The sequence below is a fragment of the Stenotrophomonas sp. MH181796 genome, from assembly GCF_009659995.1.
Classification (GTDB): Bacteria; Pseudomonadota; Gammaproteobacteria; order Xanthomonadales; family Xanthomonadaceae; genus Stenotrophomonas; species Stenotrophomonas riyadhensis.
The window spans coordinates 564,547-585,479 of record NZ_RAHU01000001.1; the positions used below are offsets into that span (position 1 = coordinate 564,547).

23 protein-coding genes and 2 tRNA genes are annotated in these 20,933 nt (G+C 66.6%); 8 read left to right on the top strand and 17 right to left on the bottom strand.

Translation table 11 applies throughout. The features are described 5' to 3' along the window. Window positions 1-4: 4 nt before the first annotated feature. Window positions 5-748, bottom strand: a complete 744-nt coding sequence (locus D5301_RS02585) for a DUF6776 family protein (RefSeq protein ID WP_100442148.1) — start codon at window positions 746-748, stop codon at window positions 5-7. A gap of 179 nt (window positions 749-927) precedes the next feature. On the opposite strand from D5301_RS02585, the gene D5301_RS02590 reads away from it, so the two are divergent. From D5301_RS02590 to D5301_RS02600, 3 genes are read left to right on the top strand one after another with little or no spacing between them, the layout of a single operon-like run. Beyond that, window positions 928-1,545, top strand: coding sequence for a DUF4126 domain-containing protein (locus D5301_RS02590; protein WP_110713963.1), 618 nt, complete (start codon window positions 928-930; stop codon window positions 1,543-1,545). Between the two features lie 44 nt (window positions 1,546-1,589). After that, window positions 1,590-3,476 carry an EAL domain-containing protein gene (locus D5301_RS02595; protein WP_153854684.1) on the top strand — a complete coding sequence of 629 codons (1,887 nt, stop codon included), beginning with the start codon at window positions 1,590-1,592 and terminating at the stop codon, window positions 3,474-3,476. 1 nt (window position 3,477) lies between these two features. Beyond that, on the top strand, window positions 3,478-5,688 hold the full coding sequence (locus tag D5301_RS02600) for an ATP-binding protein (RefSeq protein ID WP_324187247.1): 2,211 nt from the start codon (window positions 3,478-3,480) through the stop codon (window positions 5,686-5,688). A gap of 58 nt (window positions 5,689-5,746) precedes the next feature. Here the strand turns inward: D5301_RS02600 and bfr are convergent, their stop codons facing one another. The 3 genes from bfr to D5301_RS02615 all read right to left on the bottom strand — a co-directional run bounded on the left by bfr (window position 5,747) and on the right by D5301_RS02615 (window position 7,298). Then, the gene (gene bfr, locus D5301_RS02605) at window positions 5,747-6,217 is read right to left on the bottom strand and encodes a bacterioferritin (protein ID WP_005419804.1); all 471 of its coding nucleotides are present in this window, start codon (window positions 6,215-6,217) and stop codon (window positions 5,747-5,749) included. A gap of 142 nt (window positions 6,218-6,359) precedes the next feature. Continuing rightward, window positions 6,360-6,569 (bottom strand): bacterioferritin-associated ferredoxin, encoded by a 210-nt coding sequence (locus tag D5301_RS02610; protein WP_005411309.1) that lies wholly within the window; start codon window positions 6,567-6,569, stop codon window positions 6,360-6,362. 108 nt (window positions 6,570-6,677) lie between these two features. Further along, window positions 6,678-7,298 (bottom strand): RNA pyrophosphohydrolase, encoded by a 621-nt coding sequence (locus D5301_RS02615; RefSeq protein ID WP_032127170.1) that lies wholly within the window; start codon window positions 7,296-7,298, stop codon window positions 6,678-6,680. Window positions 7,299-7,418: 120 nt separating this feature from the next. Between D5301_RS02615 and D5301_RS02620 the strand changes: the two genes are divergently transcribed. Further along, window positions 7,419-7,495: transfer RNA gene (locus D5301_RS02620), tRNA-Met, on the top strand. 55 nt (window positions 7,496-7,550) lie between these two features. Further along, window positions 7,551-7,625: transfer RNA gene (locus tag D5301_RS02625), tRNA-Gln, on the top strand. A 300-nt stretch (window positions 7,626-7,925) separates the two neighbouring features. Here the strand turns inward: D5301_RS02625 and rpsI are convergent. Together rpsI and rplM are read right to left on the bottom strand one after the other, a co-directional pair. Beyond that, window positions 7,926-8,318 (bottom strand): 30S ribosomal protein S9, encoded by a 393-nt coding sequence (gene rpsI / locus D5301_RS02630; RefSeq protein ID WP_005411311.1) that lies wholly within the window; start codon window positions 8,316-8,318, stop codon window positions 7,926-7,928. Between the two features lie 2 nt (window positions 8,319-8,320). After that, window positions 8,321-8,749, bottom strand: coding sequence for a 50S ribosomal protein L13 (gene rplM / locus D5301_RS02635; protein ID WP_005414692.1), 429 nt, complete (start codon window positions 8,747-8,749; stop codon window positions 8,321-8,323). Between the two features lie 197 nt (window positions 8,750-8,946). Between rplM and coq7 the strand changes: the two genes are divergently transcribed. Further along, on the top strand, window positions 8,947-9,591 hold the full coding sequence (coq7, locus tag D5301_RS02640; protein WP_153854686.1) for a 2-polyprenyl-3-methyl-6-methoxy-1,4-benzoquinone monooxygenase: 645 nt from the start codon (window positions 8,947-8,949) through the stop codon (window positions 9,589-9,591). An 87-nt stretch (window positions 9,592-9,678) separates the two neighbouring features. Here coq7 and sugE read toward each other — a convergent pair whose 3' ends face one another. Together sugE and speD are read right to left on the bottom strand one after the other, a co-directional pair. After that, a complete protein-coding gene (gene sugE / locus D5301_RS02645; protein WP_005419816.1) occupies window positions 9,679-9,999 on the bottom strand; it encodes a quaternary ammonium compound efflux SMR transporter SugE in 321 nt (106 codons plus the stop codon). 168 nt (window positions 10,000-10,167) lie between these two features. Next, entirely contained in the window at window positions 10,168-10,962 is a 795-nt protein-coding gene (gene speD / locus D5301_RS02650; RefSeq protein WP_006473908.1) for an adenosylmethionine decarboxylase, read from the bottom strand. A gap of 149 nt (window positions 10,963-11,111) precedes the next feature. On the opposite strand from speD, the gene crp reads away from it, so the two are divergent. After that, window positions 11,112-11,801, top strand: a complete 690-nt coding sequence (gene crp / locus D5301_RS02655; RefSeq protein ID WP_010482649.1) for a cAMP-activated global transcriptional regulator CRP — start codon at window positions 11,112-11,114, stop codon at window positions 11,799-11,801. A gap of 65 nt (window positions 11,802-11,866) precedes the next feature. Continuing rightward, window positions 11,867-12,628, top strand: a complete 762-nt coding sequence (locus tag D5301_RS02660) for a sulfite exporter TauE/SafE family protein (RefSeq protein WP_014038735.1) — start codon at window positions 11,867-11,869, stop codon at window positions 12,626-12,628. 88 nt (window positions 12,629-12,716) lie between these two features. Here the strand turns inward: D5301_RS02660 and D5301_RS02665 are convergent, their stop codons facing one another. The 9 genes from D5301_RS02665 to rpe all read right to left on the bottom strand — a co-directional run bounded on the left by D5301_RS02665 (window position 12,717) and on the right by rpe (window position 20,918). Continuing rightward, entirely contained in the window at window positions 12,717-13,433 is a 717-nt protein-coding gene (locus D5301_RS02665; RefSeq protein WP_153854687.1) for a haloacid dehalogenase-like hydrolase, read from the bottom strand. Further along, entirely contained in the window at window positions 13,430-14,224 is a 795-nt protein-coding gene (gene trpC, locus D5301_RS02670) for an indole-3-glycerol phosphate synthase TrpC (protein WP_106550927.1), read from the bottom strand. The genes D5301_RS02665 and trpC overlap by 4 nt, the downstream gene beginning before the upstream one ends. A gap of 74 nt (window positions 14,225-14,298) precedes the next feature. Then, window positions 14,299-15,330 carry an anthranilate phosphoribosyltransferase gene (gene trpD, locus D5301_RS02675; protein ID WP_110713969.1) on the bottom strand — a complete coding sequence of 344 codons (1,032 nt, stop codon included), beginning with the start codon at window positions 15,328-15,330 and terminating at the stop codon, window positions 14,299-14,301. Window positions 15,331-15,346: 16 nt separating this feature from the next. Next, a complete protein-coding gene (locus D5301_RS02680; RefSeq protein WP_014648668.1) occupies window positions 15,347-15,934 on the bottom strand; it encodes an aminodeoxychorismate/anthranilate synthase component II in 588 nt (195 codons plus the stop codon). A 2-nt stretch (window positions 15,935-15,936) separates the two neighbouring features. Next, window positions 15,937-16,725, bottom strand: coding sequence for an SIMPL domain-containing protein (locus D5301_RS02685; protein WP_110713970.1), 789 nt, complete (start codon window positions 16,723-16,725; stop codon window positions 15,937-15,939). Window positions 16,726-16,792: 67 nt separating this feature from the next. Continuing rightward, window positions 16,793-18,268, bottom strand: a complete 1,476-nt coding sequence (trpE, locus tag D5301_RS02690; protein WP_049443910.1) for an anthranilate synthase component I — start codon at window positions 18,266-18,268, stop codon at window positions 16,793-16,795. 198 nt (window positions 18,269-18,466) lie between these two features. Next, complete coding sequence (gene yegS / locus D5301_RS02695) at window positions 18,467-19,420, bottom strand: lipid kinase YegS (RefSeq protein ID WP_153854688.1); 954 nt, start codon at window positions 19,418-19,420, stop codon at window positions 18,467-18,469. A gap of 283 nt (window positions 19,421-19,703) precedes the next feature. Then, on the bottom strand, window positions 19,704-20,186 hold the full coding sequence (locus D5301_RS02700; RefSeq protein ID WP_153854689.1) for a GNAT family N-acetyltransferase: 483 nt from the start codon (window positions 20,184-20,186) through the stop codon (window positions 19,704-19,706). 57 nt (window positions 20,187-20,243) lie between these two features. Then, window positions 20,244-20,918, bottom strand: coding sequence for a ribulose-phosphate 3-epimerase (gene rpe, locus D5301_RS02705; RefSeq protein ID WP_032127160.1), 675 nt, complete (start codon window positions 20,916-20,918; stop codon window positions 20,244-20,246). Between the last annotated feature and the right edge of the window lie 15 nt (window positions 20,919-20,933).

Genomic DNA, 20,933 nt, shown 5'->3' on the forward strand with positions numbered 1-20,933 from the left:
CTGCCTACTCCCCTTTGCTGGCCGGCGCACCGGCCTGTTTCCAGTCGAATACCTGGGTGGTACCCCCCGTACCACTCCCCAATGTCACCCGCACGCGTTGCGGGGTGAAGTCAGCCGGCAGCATCACGCTGCCGGTGATCTGCTGGAAGTACCGGAACGAGTAATCCTGTCCCGGCACCTTGCTGCGCTGGTGCAGATCATCCCAGCTGATCGTGGCCAGCTTGCCGTTCTTCACGCCTTCCACGGTGAAACGCATCTGCCCCTGGCTGATGGCGCCGCGGTTGAGGTTCTGGGTCAGCACGGCGGTGTACTGCCAGGTGCCGGCCGCTTCCGGGCTGAACTCGATCGAATGGGTGTTCAGGCCCTTGCGCTGGCTGGTCGAACCCACCAGGCGCTCATAGAAGGCAACGTCGGCACGCAGGCCGGCGATTTCCTCATCGCGCTCGGCCAGCGAGGACTGCACCTCGGTGTTGGCGGCGCGGCTGATGCGGTCGGAGGCTTCCAGCGTGGCCTGCTTCTGGCGCAGTTCGGTCAGCTGCGCCTGCAACGTCTCGGCACGCTTCTCGGCGGCCTGCAGGCGCTGGCCCTGGGCATCGCGCGGCGTGGCCATCCAGCAGCCACCCAGCACCGCCAGCACCAGGCTGAGCAGCCAGATGCCGCCGATCACCAGCAGGCGGCGACGGTCGGCCGGCGGTTGCGGCGCGCCGGGCAGGCGAACCTGCACGCGCATGGGAGGACGGTTGGTCATGGGTGGTTTCCGGGGCATCGCGAGGGCGACACCGGTACGGCCCCTGTGGCAAACGACGGGCTAGTGTATGACAGGACGGGTGGGTTTCCTGCGCAGTGGCGGGCCGCGGTCTGTGGCGTTCAGGCACGCCATCGTCGATAGTGTGGCCCCCTGCACAGTTCCGTCGCCGGAGCACCGCCATGACCGAAGCCCACCTGTTCGTGATCGGCATCCTGCTGGCCTGGCTGGCCGGCATCCGCGTCTACCTCACCGTGTTCGGTGTCGGCCTGGCCGGCCTGCTCGGCTGGGTCGACCTGCCGCCGGCCCTGCAGGCCACGGAATCGTGGTGGGTGCTGGGCACGTCCGCAGCGCTGGCAGTGACCGAATTCTTCGCCGACAAGATCCCCGGTGTGGATTCGGTCTGGGACCTGGTGCAGACACTCGCGCGCGTGCCTGCCGGCGCCTTCCTTGCCGCTGCCACGCTGTCGCCGGACGGCCAGCTGGGCACCGGCGCACTTGCCGCCGGCGCCGGTGTGGCGCTGGCCAGCCATGGCCTGAAGGCCGGCACCCGCGCCCTGCTCAATACCTCGCCGGAGCCGGCCAGCAACTGGGTCGCATCGGCCGCCGAAGACACCGTGGTGATCGGCGGCCTCGCCCTGGCCCTGGCACATCCCTGGATCGCGCTGATCGTGGTGCTGGCCTGCAGCCTGGCCGGTGCACTGCTGGTGTGGCTGGTGTGGCGCGCCCTGTGGAAGGGCGTGCGCTGGCTGGCACGCAGCGCATCACCGGACAGTGCGCGGCAACCCGGTACCGGTTGATCCCCGGGCTTGTCGCATAATGGACGCGAACACCAGGAGCACCGATGGCCGCAAACGAATCCCCCGCGGGCGCCCGCCCGGGACGCGCTGAAACCCCTCCGGCCGATCATTGGCAACGCTGGACCGTCGAGACGGTCACCAGCGCTCCGGCAACACCTGTGGCGGTCATGCCGCAGAGCGCCGTTGCCGATGCTCCGTCGATCCACAGCGCGCCACCGCCGCTTCCCGGCCCGGCCGTGCTGGCCGAGGCTGGCAACAACGACCAGGCGCCGCCGCCGTCCGATTCGCCGTACCGCGTGCTGATCGTCGAGGACGATCGCGCCCAGGCGCTGTTCGCCCAGAGCGTGCTGCACGGTGCCGGCATGCAGGCGATCGTGCACAGCGATGCCGATGGCGCGCTGCAGGCGATCAGGGAACATCGCCCCGACCTGATCCTGATGGACCTGCACCTGCCTGGCCTCGATGGCATGCGCCTGACCGCGCTGATCCGCCAGCAACCCGGCCTGCAGCTGCTGCCGATCGTGTTCCTCAGCGGCGATCCGGACCCGGAGCGCCAGTTCGAAGTGCTCGACAGTGGCGCCGATGACTACCTGAGCAAGCCGATCCGCCCGCGCCACCTGATCGCTGCCGTGGCCAACCGCATCCGTCGCGCACGTGCGCAGGCCGCGACCCTGCCCGGTGCGGGCGGCGCACCGGCCACCAGCAATCCGGAAACGGGGTTGCCGACGCGTCATCACGTGCTGCAGCAGCTCAACGCTGCGCTCGCCCACCGCGACCCGGGCGGCGTGCTGTTCGTCGAAGTGTCCAGTGCGCTGGGGCTGCGCGAGCGCTATGGCTATGCGGCCTTCGAGCGTCTGATGGTGCAGGCCGGGCAGCGCCTGGCGGAAGCCGGCCACCCGCATCTGTTGGCACGCCTGAATGACAACAGCTTCCTGCTGCTCGTACGCAATACCGATGAGGACAGCCTGGAAGGTATCGCTGCGACGCTGCGCGAGCAGTTGTCGGCGCGCGCCTTCGTGATCCGCGACGATGAATCCGTGCACCTGCGCGGCGTGGTCGGCTACGCGCCGCTGTCGTCCGGCTTCGAGGATGCCAACAGTGCGCTGGAGGCCGTCGAACGCACCACCCTGCAGGCGCGCCTGCTCAGCGCCGGCGTGGCTGGCCACGTGCATCGCGACGTGATCAGCGAACAGGAGCACCTGGCCCTGCTGGAAGGCCAACTTGAGCTGGCCTATCAGCCGATCGTCGCCGTCGCCGGTGGCAACACCGCGCAGTACCAGCTGCTGCTGCGCCTGCGCCAGGCCGATGGCACGGTGCTGGCAGCCGGCCAGGTGATCCCGGCCGCGGAAGCCGCCGGGCGCATCGCCGACCTCGACCAGCAGGTGATGGATCACGCGCTGGGCCTGCTGGACCTGTACCGGCACGCAACGCAACCGCTGAACCTGTTCGTCTCGCAGTCGCTGCGCACCCTGCAGCGCGATGCGTTCGCCGACTGGCTGCTGGAATCGCTGCAGCAACGCGACCTGCCCGGCAGCGCACTGGTGATCGACGTGCGCCTGCCCGACGCGCTGATCCACACCGTGCCGCTGCAGCAGTTCTGCCAGCGCATGGCCGGGGCCGGCGTGCGCTTCTGCCTGAGCCAGTTCGAGCCCAGCGGCGAGGCCGATGCACTGCTGCCCCAGCTGCCGCTGTCGTTCGTGCGCATGGCCGCGCGCTTCTCCAGCAGCCACTCCAATCCGGCCACGCGCGAAGAACTGCGCAAGGCGATTGAACGCGCACACGCCACCGGTCAGCAGATCATCGGCCAGCAGATCGAGGACCCGCAGGCTGCGGCCGCGATGTGGGTCGGCGGAGTCGATTACATCCAGGGCAACATGGTGCAGTCGGCCGGCAGCGACCTGAACTTCGACTTCCACAACGCGGTGCTCTGACGTGCCGCTGTGGGGCGTGCTGCTGGTTGCCCTTGCTGCGGCCGTCGCACTGCTGCTGTTGGGCCTGCGCCTGCGCGCGCGCAACCGGGCACTGGCCCAGCTGCAGCGCGAGCGCAGCCTGCTGGCCGCCGAGCGCGACCAGCTGCGCCACACCACTGAACGCCAGGGCCAGCTGGAGCAGCAGCTGCTGCAGGCCAAGCAGGCCGCCGAAGCGGCCGTGCTGGCCAAGGGCGAGTTCCTGGCCACGATGAGCCACGAGATCCGCACGCCGCTCAACGGCATCCTGCCGATGCTGGAGCTGATCGCGCGCGGGCCGCTGGGTGAGGACCAGCGACAGATGCTGGCCACTGCTTCGGCCAGCTCGCAGCAGCTGCTGCGCATCGTCGACGACATTCTCGACTACTCACGGCTGGAAGCGCAGGCACTTGAGCTGGAGATCACCAGCTTCAACCTGCGTGACCTGCTCGATGGTGTCGTGCAGCTGATGCAGCGCGCGGCCGACTCCAAGGGCCTGTCGCTGGGCCTGCAGCTGGATCCCTCCGTGCGCCTGCCGGTGCGCGGCGACCCGGTGCGCCTACGCCAGGTGCTGAGCAACCTGCTGGCCAACGCAATCAAGTTCACCGCGCGCGGCCAGGTACAGCTGCGCGTGCAGCGGCTGGGCGAAGGTCCTGCACAGCATCAGCTGCGCTTCGAGATCATCGATACCGGCATCGGCATCGATGCGGCCCTGCAGGCTCGCCTGTTCCAGTCCTTCAGCCAGGCCGACGCCTCCACCACCCGGATCTATGGTGGTACCGGCCTGGGCCTGGCCATCTGCAAGCGCATCATCGACCTGATGCACGGCCGCATCGGCGTGCAGTCCACGCCGGGCCAGGGGGCAACGTTCTGGTTCGAGATCCCGCTGTTGAAGGTACCCGGCGACCTGCCGGCGATGGCGCGGACGCCGGTCCCGCTGTTGCTGTTCAGTACCGATGCGATCCTGCAGGCGCGCATCGAGCGCATCGCAGCCCATCATGGGCTGCAGGTGCACGCGCTGGCGCAGGCCGACGCCGTGGTCGAGCGCCTGCGCGCGATGCCACGGCCCGGGCAACCGGCACCGGCCTGGCTGATTGTCGATGCACGTGCGCGCCGCATCAGCGAAGCCACCTTGCAACAGGCGTTGGCCGAGCGTGGCGAGGACGACACGCTGCAGGCCTTGTGGTTGCAGGACGATGCCCTTCCGGCACGCCCGCGCCAGCGCCAACTCCCCACGCACTTCGATGACGCCGCACTGCATGCGCTGCTGGCTGCACCGGCCGCGCCTGCGCGCCCTGCCGCGCTGCTGGCCAATGCCGAAGAGGGGCAGCCCACGCCCATGCTGCCCCCCTTGCACCTGCGCGTACTGCTGGTGGAGGACAACACGGTCAACCGGATGGTGGCCGAGCAACTGCTGCGTGTGTTCCAGTGCGAGGTGCGCAATGCCGCCGATGGCGAACAGGCGCTGCTGGCCCTGCGCGAGGGCGATGTGGATGTGGTGCTGATGGATTGCCAGATGCCGGTACTGGATGGCTATGCCGCCACCCGTCACTGGCGCGCCGAGGAGCGGGAAACTGGGCGCACGCGGCTGCCGATCATCGCGATGACTGCCAATGCGATGGCCGGTGACCGCGAACGCTGCCTGCAGGCCGGGATGGACGACTACCTGTCCAAGCCGATCGCGCGCGCCACCTTGCATGCGCTGTTGAAGCGCTGGGGGGACGGTAGAGCTGCATCACCTGCACGGCCTTCTGTAGAGCCGAGCCATGCTCGGCTGACGGCCAATAGCAGTCGCGCTCCATCAGCCGAGCATGGCTCGGCTCTACAGGAGACGAAAAGCCAAGCGGTGACGCAACCGGTGCTGGACCGCGATGTGCTGGACGAACTGCACGCGGTGATCGGCGACACCGCCTTCCAGATCATCATGGTGTTCCTGGACGATGCACCGGCGATGGTGCAGCAGCTGCAGCAGGCCGCGCAGGGCAGCGACGAGCCGCGACTGCAGGCAATCGCCCACAGCCTCAAATCATCGAGTGCGAACGTTGGGGCGTTGTCGCTGTCGGCGGTCGCGCAGCGGATCGAACATGAGGCCCGCAGCGGCAGCCTGCAGCGCCCCGCCGTGGCAGTGGCGCTGCTGGTTGCGGAATTCGCCCGCGCGCGCGTGGCGCTGACGGGCTACCTGGCACAGCATCGGTAGCGTCGAGCTTGCTCGACCATCGCCATGCTGATCACAGTCGAGCAAGCTCGACGCTACGTCACTCTTCCAGCTTGCTGAGCAGGTACTTCGGCTCGCCGATACGCTCGATCAGGTCGAGCTGGGTTTCCAGCCAGTCGATGTGCTCTTCTTCCGAATCCAGGATCTTCACGAACAGCTGGCGGCTGACGTAGTCACCAACCGAGTCGGAATAGGCCACGGCCTCGCGCAGGGTGACCACGCCGTCGCGTTCCAGCGACAGGTCGCACTGCAGGATCTCGGTCGGGTTCTCGCCGATGCGCAGCTTGCCCAGCGCCTGGAAATTCGGCAGGCCTTCGAGGAACAGGATGCGGTCGGCGAGCATGTCGGCATGCTTCATCTCGTCGATCGATTCCTTGTACTCGTGTTCGGCCAGCTCCTTGATGCCCCAGTTCTTCAGCATCTTGGCGTGCAGGAAGTACTGGTTGATCGCGGTCAGCTCGTTGTAGAGGACCTTGTTGAGGAATTCGATGACCTTGGTGTCGCCCTTCATGGGGATGCTCCTGCACGCTGAAAACGCAGGCACTTTAGCGCCTTGCGTGCGGTCGTGAAGGAACGCGAATCGTGCGCATTGGCCTGTGCGGCCGCACGTGAAGGATGCGAAAGCGCGGCGTCAACGCGCCGCGAAGAGACGATCAGGCGACCTGGGCCAAGCCCAGTACCGGCAGCGGCAGATCGTGGGTGGCACGCGCCTTGGCCAACAGATCGCCGGCCATGTCCAGGCAGGAACCGCAGGTGGCACCGCAACCGGTACGCATGGTCAGTTCGGCCACCGTGCTGACGCCATGGCTGGCGGCTTCGCGGATCTGGTGGTCGGTGACTCCGTTGCAGATGCAGACGTACACAGGCGTGGACCGGGCTGACAGGCCAGAAGCGGCCTGTTGGCTATTCCAATGGAAACGAGAATGGTTGTCAATCAGAGACCTGAACCATTCTCGATACCGTTCAGCCGGTTACGTGGCCGGACCATCGCCGGTGGCCTTCTTCGGCCAGTAGCCCCGGGTCCGTGGGCGCTTGCGCGGGCGGTCGTGCCCGGCCGTGTGGCCCGGCATCCAGGCCTCGGCGGCGCTCTTGGGCATGGCGGTGACGCCCTGCCCGGCCACGCCGCGCGCCAGTGGCGCCAGGTGTCGCAGGGCACGCGCATAGACGCCGCGTTTGAACATCACCACGTGCTCTACCGGGTACCAGAAGTCCACCCAGCGCCAGTGGTCGAACTCGGGCGAGTCGGTGTGGTCCAGCTTCACGTGGGATTCGTCGCCGGTCAGGCGCAGCAGGAACCAGACCTGCTTCTGGCCGATGCAGACCTGCCGCTCGTTGCGGCGGATGGCCCGCGCCGGCAGCTTGTAGCGCAGCCAGCCGGGTGTCGCCCCGAGCACTTCCACATGCTCAGGCAGCAGGCCGGTCTCTTCCTGCAGTTCACGATACATGGCCTCGACAGGCGTCTCGTCGGTGTTCATGCCACCCTGCGGGAACTGCCAGCCGTCCCGGCGCACGCGTCGTGCCCAGAACACCTGACCATCCTGCCGCATCAGCACGATGCCGACGTTCGGTCGATAGCCGTCCGGATCGATCACGATGCGGACTCCTAAAAAATCTACTGGTCGGGACTATCCCATGCCCTCTGTCGGCCCACAAGCACGACACAAAAGTGTTGACAGGGGCGATACACATCCGCAGAATAGCGGGCTCACCAAGGCTATGTAGCTCAGCCGGTTAGAGCACAGCACTCATAATGCTGGGGTCGGTGGTTCGAGTCCACCCATAGCCACCACACTGAAAATCAAGTTGTTTTTCAGTGTGAAAAGTGAGAAAATAGTTGCACGTTTTGCCCCGTCGCCAAGCGGTAAGGCACCTGACTCTGACTCAGGCATTCGGTGGTTCGAATCCATCCGGGGCAGCCAAACAAAAAAGAAAAAAGCCTGATCGAAAGATCAGGCTTTTTTCTTTTTTGCTTGGTCACGCATCCCACCTTATCCCCGCGCCTGTCGGCGCGCGCCCTTGAACATCAAGGGGACTCTTCTCCAGAGAGGTCCGGGGTCGGATCCTTTTCCAAAGGAAAAGGCTCTGACCCCACCCCATCGCCAGCCACCGGCCGGCAACCTGGAAATGCATGACCCCGAAACGACAAAAGCCCGGCCGAAGCCGGGCTTTTGCTTTTCCAACCAGCGGGCTCCCGAAGGAGCCCAACCAGGCGCGGTAGATCAGCGCTTGGAGAACTGGGTGGCGCGGCGGGCCTTGTGCAGACCGACCTTCTTACGCTCGACTTCACGGGCGTCACGGGTCATGAAGCCAGCCTTGCGCAGCTCGGACTTCAGGGTTTCGTCGTACTCGACCAGAGCACGGGCGATGCCCAGACGGATCGCACCGGCCTGGCCGGTGGTGCCGCCGCCAGCGGCGGTGACCAGGATGTCGAAGCTTTCGGTGTTCTTGGTCAGCTCGAGCGGCTGGCGCACGATCATGCGCGCGGTCTCACGACCGAAGAACTCGTCCAGCGGACGGCCATTGACGGTGATGTTGCCCGAACCCTTGCGCAGGAACACGCGAGCGGTGGAGGACTTGCGGCGGCCAGTGCCGTAGTTTTGAGTGATAGCCATGATTAGATATCCAGAACCTGCGGCTGCTGTGCGGCGTGCGGATGCTCAGTGCCGGCGTAGACCTTGAGCTTGCGGTACATCTGGCGACCCAGCGGGCCCTTCGGCAGCATGCCCTTCACGGCGATCTCGATCACGCGCTCCGGGTGGCGCTCCAGCGCCTGGGCCAGGGATTCGGTCTTCAGGTTGCCGATGTAACCGGTGAAACGGTGATACATCTTGTCCTGCAGCTTCTTGCCGGTGACGGCAATCTTTTCTGCATTGATGACGACCAGGTAGTCGCCGGTATCAACGTGCGGGGTGTAGACCGGCTTGTGCTTGCCACGCAGACGGCGGGCCAGCTCGGTGGCGAGACGGCCCAGGGTCTTGCCCTCGGCGTCGACGAGGTACCAGTCGCGCTGGACGGTCTCGTTCTTGGCAGTGAAAGTGCTCATGAAGAACTCTAGGTTAGGTCGGGCTCATTGCGGCGAAAGGCTCGCCGGAACTCTGCCACGCGTTGTGAAAAGGTGAAGCGTAAGAGGCGGGATTGTACGCAGGTCAGCCCAGGGTTGCAAGCGGGCCCCTGACCGGGTTGGCAGGGGGACGGGGCCGGGCGAGAATCGCGGGGTCTTCCGCCCCACCGTGTACCGCCATGACCGTGCTCCGCCAGATCACCCCGCTGGACCACCTGCTGACCGAGGCGCAGCGCGCCCTGGACACGGTGTTCGGGAACCCGCCGGCGGCCCGCCCCTACCCGGCCACGGAGACCGACGAGCCCGGCATGGACCGCACCGAGCGCCGCCATGCCGCCGGGCTGATGCGGATCAACCACGTCGGCGAGGTCTGCGCACAGGGCCTGTACTTCGGCCAGGCGGCCGTGGCCCGCGACCCGGCCACGCGTGAACACCTGCTGGAAGCGGCCCAGGAAGAGACCGACCACCTGGCCTGGTGCGCCACCCGCCTGGGCGAACTGGAGAGTCGTCCGAGCCTGTTCAACCCGCTCTGGTACGCCGGCAGCTACACCATCGGCACCCTGGCCGGGCTGCGTGGCGACGGCTGGAACCTGGGCTTCGTGGTCGAGACCGAGCGCCAGGTGGAGGCGCACCTGGACGAGCACCTGGTCGACCTGCCGGCCGGCGACCTGCGCAGCCGCGCGGTCATCGCCGTGATGAAGGAAGACGAGGCCCGCCATGCGGACCACGCCGAGCAGGCCGGCGCACGCCGCCTGCCGTTCCCGATCCCGGGCGCGATGGCGCTGGCTTCCAAGGTCATGAAGACCATCGCCTACCGGCTGTGACCGCCAGGTAGTGCCGGCCGCTGGCCGGCAACCACGCAGGCACCGCAGAAGATCAGGAGGTTGCCGGCCAGCGGCCGGCACTACCGATTAATTGGGCGAGACCAGCTTCAGGCCGATCACACCGGCCACGATCAGGCCCACGCAGGCCAGGCGGGCCGGCGATGCGCTGTCATTGAACAGGTAGATGCCCAGCACCGCCACGCCCATGGCGCCGATGCCGGTCCAGATCGCGTAGGCCGTACCAACCGGAATGCTCTTCATCGCCTGGCTCATCAGGTACAGGCTGATCAGGGCGGACACCACCGTGGCAACGGTGGGCAGGGGTTTGCTGAAGCCTTCGGAGTACTTCATTCCAAGGGCAAAACCGATCTCGAACAGGCCGGCCAGCAGCAGGTAGATCCAGGGCATGGGTGGGGGCTCCTTACCTTTTTTGAGAAAAACGAAACGGCCCGGTGTTTTCACACCGGGCCGTGGGTCGGTACATCACCGTGGAACTATAACGCGTGCGGGGCACTGGTTCCACGGAGCGGGTCGTCCCGCCTGGGCGGCGATGCCTGCGGGCATCGCACATGGGGTTTACTCGGACAGGTTCCGGCCGTGGAACAGCTCTTCGATCTCGCGCTTGAGCAGCGCTTCGATCTTCATGCGTTCCTTGAACGACAGGTTCTTGGCCTTTTCCTCGAACAGGTACTGGTCCAGGTCGAAGTCCTTCAGGTGCATCTTCGTGTGGAAGATGTTTTCCTGGTAGACGTTGACGTCGAACATCTCGTAACGCGACTTGATGTTCTTGGCCAGGAAGTTCTGGATCGAGTTGATCTTGTGATCGATGTAGTGCTTCTTGCCCTTCACATCGCGGGTGAAGCCACGGACGCGGTAGTCCATGATCACGATGTCCGACTCGAGGCTTTCGATCAGGTAGTTCAACGCCTTCAACGGCGAAATGACGCCGCAGGTGGCCACGTCGATGTCGGCGCGGAAGGTGGCGATACCTTCCTGCGGGTGCGTTTCCGGATAGGTGTGCACGGTGATGTGCGACTTGTCCATGTGCGCGACCACGGCATCGGAGATCAGCTCCTTGCCGGCCTGCTTCTTGTCGATCACCGGTTCTTCGGAGATCAGGATGGTCACCGAGGCACCCTGCGGGTCGTAGTCCTGGCGGGCCACGTTCAGGATGTTGGCGCCGATGATCTCGGCGACATCGGTCAAGATTTGAGTCAGCCTGTCGGCGTTGTACTCTTCATCGATGTATTCAATGTAACGCTGACGCTCCTCTTCGGTGCGCGCGTAACACACGTCATAGATGTTGAAGCTCAGCGCCTTGGTGAGGTTGTTGAAACCCTGCAGCCTCAGGCGAGGCAACGGCTTGACCACGGCGGTCGATTCCTGTGTAAGAAGGGAAAGGGGGAATTATGGGGCAAACTGTCCCCGGGGGGAACGTGAAGAGCGCTCACATCTGGCACACTGTTTGCCCTTAACAATTGCGCTGGTTAAGCTCCGCTATCGACCCCGTGAATCCGTTCATGCGCAGAGGGAGCGCTCCTATCGTGTCAACCGTGCGCCTAGCTAGCAGTCCACTGGCCCTGGATATCGCCACAATCGATCGTTTCCTGGCGCACAGCCACAGGCGGCGATACCCCACCCGTACCGACGTCTTCCGACCCGGTGACCCGGCGGGAACCCTGTATTACGTCATCAGTGGCTCGGTTTCGATCATGGCCGAGGAAGATGACGATCGCGAGCTGGTGCTGGGCTACTTCGGTGCCGGCGAGTTCGTCGGCGAGATGGGCCTGTTCGTTGAATCGGACCGCCGCGAGGTGATCCTGAGGACCCGTACCGCCTGCGAGCTGGCCGAAATCAGCTACGAGCGCCTGCATCAGCTGTTCCTCGGCCCGCTGTCGGCCGATGCCCCGCGCCTGCTGTACGCGCTGGGCCAGCAGATCTCCAAGCGCCTGCTCGACACCAGCCGCAAGGCCAGCCGCCTGGCATTCCTGGACGTTACCGACCGGATCGTGCGCACCCTGCACGACCTGGCGCAGGAGCCGGAGGCGATGAGCCATCCGCAGGGCAGCCAGCTGCGCGTCTCGCGCCAGGAACTGGCCCGCCTGGTCGGCTGCTCGCGCGAAATGGCCGGCCGTGTGCTGAAGAAGCTGCAGACCGACGGCCTGCTGCATGCCCGCGGCAAGACCGTGGTGCTGTACGGCACCCGTTGACCGTTGAGCACCCGGTGGGTGGTGCGGACCTTGGTCCGCACTCCTTGGCGCGCTAGGCTCGGTACATGGAACTGAGCAGCGCATTCTGGTGGTTCATCCTCATCGGCCTGGGCGCCCAGCTGGTGGACGGCGCGCTGGGCATGGCGTTCGGCCTGGTGTCGTCGTCGGTGATGCTGGCCATGGGCATTCCGCCCGCGCAGGCCAGCGCCGCCATCCACACCGCCGAGGTGTTCACCACCGGCGCCTCCGGCGTGTCGCATCTGGTCGCCGGCAATGTCGATAAGCGCTTGTTCCTGCGCCTGGCGCTGCCCGGCGCTGTCGGCGGCGCCGTGGGTGCCTACGGCCTGACCCAGCTGCCCGGCGAGGTGATCCGCCCGCTCATCTATCTCTACCTGCTGGTGCTGGCCATCATCATCCTGGCGCGTGCCGCCGGCCGACTGATGCCCAAGGGCGAGGTCAAGCGGGTGCCCGTGCTGGGCTTCGTGGCCGGCTTCCTGGATGCCAGCGGCGGGGGCGGCTGGGGACCGGTGGCCACCTCCACCCTGCTCGCCCGCGGCGGCCAGGCGCGCACCACCATCGGCACGGTGAACGCGGCCGAATTCGTGGTCACCCTGACGGTTTCAGCTACGTTCCTGCTGTCGATGGGCCTGCATCACCTGCAGATCGTGGCCGGCCTGCTGATCGGCGGCATGATGGCGGCACCGGTGGCGGCACTGCTGGTGAAGCGCCTGAAGGAGCGCTGGGTACTGGTGGCCGTCGGCGTGCTGGTACTGGGCATCAGCCTGTTCCAGATCGGGCATGCGCTGACCGGGTATCTGGCGCGCTGAACGTTTGCCGGCCAGCGGCCGGCACTACCAGGACGGAAAAGGGGTAGTGCCGGCCGCTGGCCGGCAGATCCATCACCGTGCGGCGGGATCAGGCCTTGTCGCCGCCACGGTCCACGCAGCCCCAGTTGAGGATGCGGGTGCCGGCCGGCAGCACGCGGCGGAAGAAGTCCACGCGGCTCGGCTTCGGGTTCACCACCACCGGCGCCTTGGCGGCCAGCAGCAGCGGCAGGTCGGCAGTACTGTCGGAGTACGCGACGTCGATGTCGCCATAGCCGCGCTCGCGCAGCATGCGCATCTTCTCTTCGTTGTGGCAGTGGCGGGTCGGGCCGACGCCGCCCAGCCGCGGGCCGACCTCGGTGCCGATCACCGGCACGTCCTGGTGGGCCACGAAGGCCAGGATCGCGCGCGCCAGTTCCGGCGGCGCGCCGGTAGCGACCACCACGCGGTCGCCCTTGGCGCGGTGCGCAGCAAAGACCTCCAGCGCCTGCGGCAGCAGCTTGGCGCGCATCTGCGCCTCGTTGCGCAGCACGTAGGCGTCGATCACCTTGTTGAAATCACGCGCACGGTGCAGGCCGAAGCTGCCGATCCACACATAGACCGAAATGCCGGTGCGACGCGTCGGCAGCATCGCCACCAGCGGCCCGGCGATCGGCGTGACCAGCAGCGCCGCCAGCATCCGCAGTGGGTTGCGCTTGATCAGCGAAGCGAACAGGTGAGTGCCCGAATCGCCGTCGTAGAGGGTGTGGTCGAAGTCGAAGACCACCAGCGGCGCATCCTCGCGCGGCGTCGGATAGTGCGTTGTCATGCCGCGAAGAATAGCTGACGCAGGCCCTCGCCCGGCTCTTCCACGCGCATGAAGGCCTCGCCGACCAGGAACGCATGGATGCCGGCATCGCGCATCAGCGCCACGTCCTGCGGACCGAGGATGCCGCTCTCGGTGACCAGCAGGCGATCGCGCGGCACCGCCTTCTGCATGTCCAGCGTGGTCTGCAGCGACACCTCGAAGGTGCGCAGGTTGCGGTTGTTGATGCCGATCATCGGCGCCGGTACCTGCAGCGCACGCTCCAGCTCGTCGATGTCGTGCACTTCCACCAGCACGTCCATGCCCAGCGACAACGCCAGTTCGGACAGCGTGGCCAGCTGGGTGTCGTCCAGCGCGGCGACGATCAGCAGGATGCAGTCGGCGCCCAGCACGCGCGCCTCGTACACCTGGTAGGCGTCGATCACGAAGTCCTTGCGCAGCACCGGCAGCGTGCAGGCTTCGCGGGCCTGCTGCAGGTAGGCGTCGGCGCCCTGGAAGAAGTCCACGTCGGTCAACACCGACAGGCAGCTGGCGCCACCGAACTCGTAGCTGACCGCGATGTCGGCCGGGCGGAAGTCCGGGCGGATCACACCCTTGGAGGGGCTGGCCTTCTTCACCTCGGCAATCACCGCCGGGTCGCCGTTGGCCACCGCCGCCTGCAGCGCGCGCACGAAGCCACGTACCGGCGGGGCGCTGGCCACGGCGGCCTGCAGCTCCTCGAGCGGGCGCTGGGCGCGGCGCTGGGCCACTTCTTCGGCCTTGCGGGCCAGGATCGTCTGCAGGATGTCGCTCATCGTCTTCGGTTCGGTGCGGGGGCGGTGAGGACGGCCATTATCGGCCATCAAGAGGGTCAGGCTGAACCGCGCGCTCAGGCAACCAGCGCGCGGGTGGTCTCCACATACTGCTGCAGGCGCTGGCGGGCGCTGCCGTTGGCGATGGCGGCACGGGCGCGGGCCAGGCCGTCGCCGATGTCGCTGGCCACGCCGGCCACGTACAGCGCGGCGCCGGCATTCAGGGCCACGATGTCCAGCGCCGGGCCGGGCTGGTTGTCCAGCACCGCGCGCAGCATGGCGATGGACTGCTCCGGGCTGTCCACGCGCAGGTTGCGGCTGGCCGACATGGCGATGCCGAAGTCCTCCGGGTGGATCTCGTACTCGCGCACCTTGCCATCGCGCAGCTCGCCCACCAGGGTGCCGGCGCCCAGCGAAATCTCGTCCATGTTGTCGCGGCCCCAGACCACCATGGCGCGTTCGGTACCCAGCTCGCGCAGCACCCGTGCCTGGATACCCACCAGATCGGGGTGGAACACGCCCATCAGTACCGACGGTGCGCTGGCCGGGTTGGTCAGCGGGCCAAGGATGTTGAAGATGGTGCGCACGCCCATCTCGCGGCGGACCGGCGCGACGACCTTCATCGACGGGTGATGGATCGGCGCGAACATGAAACCGATACCGGTCTGCTCGATCGCCGCGGCCACCTGGGCCGGCTGCAGCTCGATGGCCGCACCCAGTGCTTCCACCGCATCGGCGCTGCCGGACTTGGACGACACGCTGCGGTTGCCATGCTTGGCCACGCGCGCACCGGCCGCAGCGGCGACGAACATCGCGCAGGTAGAGATGTTGAAGGTGTGCGAGCCATCGCCACCGGTGCCGACGATGTCGACCAGGTGGGTGCTGTCGGCCACCGGCACCGCCAGCGCGAATTCACGCATGACCGTGGCCGCCGCGGCGATCTCGTCGATGGTTTCCTTCTTCACGCGCAGGCCGGTGAGGATCGCGGCGGTCATCATCGGCGAGACGTCGCCGCGCATGATCTGCCGCATCAGGTCGACCATTTCGTCGAAGAAGATTTCGCGGTGCTCGATGGTGCGTTGCAGGGCTTCCTGGGGGGAGAAGCTCATGGGAATGCTCCTTGGATCAGGCCGCCGGACGCTGCAGGAAATTGCGCAGCAGGGCGTGGCCGTGTTCGGTGAGGATGGATTCGGGATGGAACTGCACGCCTTCCACCGGGAACTGGCGGTGGCGCAGGCCCATGATCTCTTCGATCGAGCCGTCGTCGTTCTCGGTCCAGGCGGTCACTTCCAGGCAGTCCGGCAGGCTGTTCTTGTCCACCACCAGCGAGTGGTAGCGGGTGGCCTGGTAGCGGTCCGGCAGGCCAGCGAACACGCCCTTGCCTTCATGGCGGATCGGCGAGGTCTTGCCGTGCATGATGTTGCCGGCACGGATGACCGTGCCGCCGTAGACCTGGCCGATGCCCTGGTGGCCCAGGCAGACGCCGAGGATGGGCGTGGTCGGGCCCAGGCGCTGGATCAGCTCCAGCGACACGCCCGCTTCGTTGGGCGTGCACGGGCCGGGCGAGATGACGATGCGCTCGGGCTTCTGCGCGGCGATCTCGTCCACGCTCATCGCATCGTTGCGCACCACCTTCACCTCGGCGCCCAGCGTCTGCAGGTACTGCACGAGGTTGTAGGTGAAGCTGTCGTAGTTGTCGATCATCCACAACATGGTCAGGTTCCGTCGCTTATCAGGAAAATGGCGTACACGTTTTCGGTGTAGGTGATGGGACCGGCCTCGATCGACTCCGGTGCCATGGGTGCGGGCGCTGCAGCGCTGCCGGTCAGGGTGATATCGGTAAGGCGTGGCTCAGGCACGCCGCTCACCTCACCCTCGACCGGCTGTGGCCATCGGCCGGCCTGGATGCCATAGGCGAAGTCCGGGGCCACGTCGGAGATGCTGTACAGGCCTCGCAGCTGGGTGCCGTAGGCCTTGGCCAGGCCCTGTGCGGACTCGCGGGTCCTGGCCGCGGCCTCGCCCTTGAGTTCGCGGCGCAGCGCCACTTCGCCCGAGTAGGTCGGGGCCACGCTGCTGACCTGCAGGTTCTCGTTGGCCTTCAGTGCAGCCAGCGTTGCCTGCATGGCCTGCACACTGGCGAAGCTCGCACGCAGCTGGCGCGCCACGCGGGTACCGATGAAGACCTGCTTGCCATTGTCGTAGCGATGGGCTGGACCGATCCGCAGGTTGTCCGCACGCACGCTGCCTTCCACCGCCTTGTTCTGCTTGAACAGCGCCAGCACGCGCGCGACGTTGTCCTGCACGCGGCGGCGCGCGGCGTCGGCATCCATGTCGGTCTCTTCGATGTTCAACTGCAGGCCGAACCGGTCCGGCATCACCACGCGGCGCGCCTCGCCCTTCACCAGCAGGTGTGGCTGCGAGGGAATGGTATTGGCCTGCGCCCACGCAGACGGGGCCATCGTGGCCAGCAGTGACGACCACAGCAATGCGCTCAGCAGCTTCATGCAGTACTCCTTGTCTTGAACGGGAACGGCGGAACGACCACGGCGCAGCGGCCGTGGCGAGGCAGGCTTACAGGCCCTTGGCGGCCTGGGCGACGGCGCGGAACAGCGCGCGGCCCTTGTTCATCGTCTCGTCCCATTCCTTGTCCGGGTCCGAGTCGTAGACGATGCCGGCGCCGGCCTGCACGTACAGGCGGCCATCCTTGATCACCGCGGTGCGGATCGCGATCGCGGTATCGGCGTCGCCGTGCCAGCCGATGTAGCCGATGCTGCCGGCGTAGACATTGCGCTTGATCGGTTCCAGCTCGCGGATCACTTCCAGCGCACGGATCTTCGGCGCACCGCTGACGGTGCCGGCCGGGAAGGTGGCGCGCAGCACGTCGGCGTAGCTCAGGCCCGGCTGCAGCTGCCCGGTCACTTCGCTGACGATATGCATGACGTGGCTGTAGCGCTCGATCACGAACTGCTCGCCCACTTCCACGGTGCCGGCCTTCGATACGCGACCCGCATCGTTGCGGCCGAGGTCGATCAGCATCAGGTGCTCGGCACGTTCCTTCGGATCGGCCAGCAGCTCGGCTTCCAGCGCCAGGTCCTGCTCGACGGTCGCACCGCGCGGACGCGTGCCGGCGATTGGACGCACGGTGACTTCGCCATCCTGCAGGCGCACCAGGATTTCCGGCGAGGAACCGACCACCTGCAGGTCGCCGACATCGAGGAAATACATGTACGGCGAGGGATTCAATGCGCGCAGCGCGCGGTACACATCCACCGGGCGCGCCTTGAACGGCACGCTCAGGCGCTGGCTCAGCACCACCTGGAAGATGTCGCCGGCACGGATGTATTCCTTGCTGCGCTGGACCGCATCGACGAAGCCTTCGCGGGTGAAGCCGGAGACGAAATCGGACTCGTCCAGCACGTCGCTGTTGAGCGGTGCGGGATAGCCGGCCCCCGGTGCGCGCAGCTTGGCGGTCAATGCATCCAGGCGTGCCTGGGCCTGCTCGAAGGCACCGTCGACACGCGGATCGGCATGCACGATCAGGTACAGCCGGCCCTTGAGGTTGTCGAACACCGCCAGCTCGTTGGAGTCCAGCAGCAGGATGTCCGGCGTGCCCAGTTCATCGCGGCCGGCCGGCGGTGCCAGGCGCGGTTCGATGTAGCCGATGCACTCGAAACCGAACCAGCCGACCAGGCCGCCGGTGAAGCCCGGCAGGCCTTCCAGCTTCGGCACCGAGTGGGCGCTGCGCAGCGCCTCGACTTCGGCGAACGGGTCGGCCACCTCGCGGGTGTCCACCACCTGGCCGTCCTCGCGCACGGTCAGCGTGTGGCCATGGAAGGCGTACACGCGGCGCGCCGGCAGGCCGATGATCGAGTAACGACCAAAGCGCTCGCCGCCTTCGACGGATTCAAACAGGTAGGTATTGGGGCCGTCGGCGAGCTTCAGATAGACCGAAAGCGGCGTGTCCAGGTCGGACAGCACTTCACGGACGACGGGAATATGGGTGTGGCCTTCAGCGGCCTGCAGCTGAAACTGAGCGTGCGAGTTCAAGACGACTTTCCTTCCGGGACACAGCGTTATGGGGGCGGACGACGGCAACGGGCCACCATCGCCACCAACGGCGTGCGGAAGAAAGGGTATGCGGGGTCGTCAGGCTGGACACCCCTTGACTGTATCGCAGCTTGGACGGGAGGGGAACCCTGTGAAACTGAACCACGGGACGCCCGGGCCCGGCCGCAGAGAACGGCACTACGCCGGGGCGTTCGCAGCGGAGCCCCCACCCAGCAGCGGACAGCCGGCCGGCAGATGCATCCGTACCCTGCCCGGCACGCACGCGATGCGGAACTGGCGGGCCTGTACCGGTTCGCCGTCCAGGTTGAGCGTCAACGGGCGCTCGGATTCCACCTGCAGCCACGGCAGGCGCGCGCGCGTTGCCAGCTGTTCCAGTGCGGCCTGGGTGCCCGACTTCAGCATCTGGCCGAGCGTGGCGGTGACTTCACCCTCCAGCTCCGGAAGCACCGTCACGTCCAGCTGCCCATCATCGATCAGTGCCTGCGGGCACAACTGCTGGCCACCACCGGCCTGGCGGCCATTGCCGATGCCGAGCGCGATGAAGTCGCCCTCCCATGCGAAATCCGGACCTGACAGGCGCGCATGGATCGGCTCGATCCGCCCCAGCTTGGCGATGCCGGTGATCACATACGCCAGCCCGCCCAGCATCTTCTTCAAGCCGGCATCGGTCTCCACCGTCACCTGCGTGCCGAAGCCCCCGCTGGCGAGATTGGCGCACCACCAGGGCGTGCCATCGGCGTCCACGCGCAGCAGATCGATGGCGTGCGGCGTGGTCTGTCCGATCAAGGCCAAGGCCGCCTTCGGCGCGGTCGGAATGCCCGCCGAGGTGGCGAAATCGTTGGCGGTCCCCATCGGAATCAGCGCCAGCGAGGGCAACGCATCTGCCGCTTCCTCACGGTGCGCCAGCGTCTCGGCCACGGCACTGAGCGTGCCATCACCACCGGCAGCGACGATCACGTCCACGCCATGATCGATGGCCTCGGCCACGTAGCGCTCGGCGTCACCGTCCTCCCAGGTCACCCGCACGTCCAGCTGCACGCCTTGCCCACGCCAATGACCGACCGCGTCGCGCAGCGCGTCATTGCCTGCGGATTTTCCGTTGAGGATCAGGCGCCAGCGCGGGGTGCTCATGCGGTGCTTCCAGGACGGGGGTGGCACAGGCTAGCAATGCGCCGTTTGTCCGCAGTGAATGTCACGCAGGTGTCATTCAGCTGCCGGAGAATGGAAGGCCATAGCAGGGACGACGGATGGAGGCAGGATCAGCCTCCCACGCATGCAGCGAGGCCACGCCAGTGATTGGCGTGGCTTTTTTTTCGGAGCTCGCAGGGCGTGCGAACCAAGGTTCGCACCCACCGGGTTGCGGTTCACACACACCAGGTTGGTAGATCCACGCCATGCGTGGATGCACTTCGCCTCAGCCGTTGGCGAACTCGTGCAACGCCTGGCCCTGCAGCCGGTACACCGTCCACTCGTCCTGCGGCGTGGCACCAGCGGCGGTGTAGAACTCGATGGCCGGGGTGTTCCAGTCCAGCACCGACCATTCGAAACGGCCGCAGCCTTCGGCCACGGCCTGGCGTGCGATGTACTTCAGCAGCGCCTTGCCGGCACCGCCGCCGCGCTTTTCCTGGCTGACATACAGGTCTTCCAGGTAGATGCCCTTGCGGCCCAGCCAAGTCGAGTAGTTGTAGAAATACACGGCGTAACCAATGGGCTCGCCGTCGGCTTCGCAGATCAGCGCGCGCGCCGTGGCATCGGCACCGAACAGGCTCTCGGCGATGCCGATCTCATCGGTCTGCACCGAATGCTCGGCCTTCTCGTAGATGGCCAGTTCGCGGATGAAATGCAGGATCAGGCCGGCATCAGCCACAGTGGCCGGACGGATGTTCAACAGAGCCATGGGCGAAAAAGGGATGGAGGGAATCAGGCGAGCTTAATCCCCTCCGTCCCTTTTTTGTCAGCGTGCCGCAGCGACATTCGCGCGCATCTGCGCGATCACGTCCTGGTAGCTGGTCTTGGCGTTGAAGATGGCCGAACCGGCAACGAAGGTATCGGCGCCGGCGGCGGCGATCTCGCCGATGTTGTCGGCCTTCACGCCGCCGTCGATCTCCAGGCGGATGTCCTTGCCGCTGGCGTCGATCATCTTGCGCACCACGCGCAGCTTGTCCAGCGCCGAGGGAATGAAGGCCTGGCCACCGAAGCCCGGGTTGACCGACATCAGCAGCACCAGGTCCAGGTCATCCAGCACCCAGTCGAGGATGTCCACCGGCGTGGCCGGATTGAGCACGATGCCCGGCTTGCAGCCCAGCGAGCGGATCAGCTGGATGGTGCGGTGCACGTGGCGGCTCGCTTCCGGGTGGAAGCTGATGTAGGTGGCACCGGCTTCGGCGAAGTCCGGGATGATGCGGTCCACCGGCTCGACCATCAGGTGCACGTCGATCGGCGCGGTCACGCCGTGCTTGCGCAGGGCCTGGCAGACCATCGGGCCGATGGTCAGGTTCGGCACGTAGTGGTTGTCCATCACATCGAAGTGGACCCAGTCCGCGCCGGCGGCGAGGACGTTGTCGACTTCCTCGCCGAGGCGGGCGAAGTTGGCGGACAGGATGGAGGGGGCGATGAGGCAGTTGGACATGGCCGGGCCTTGCAA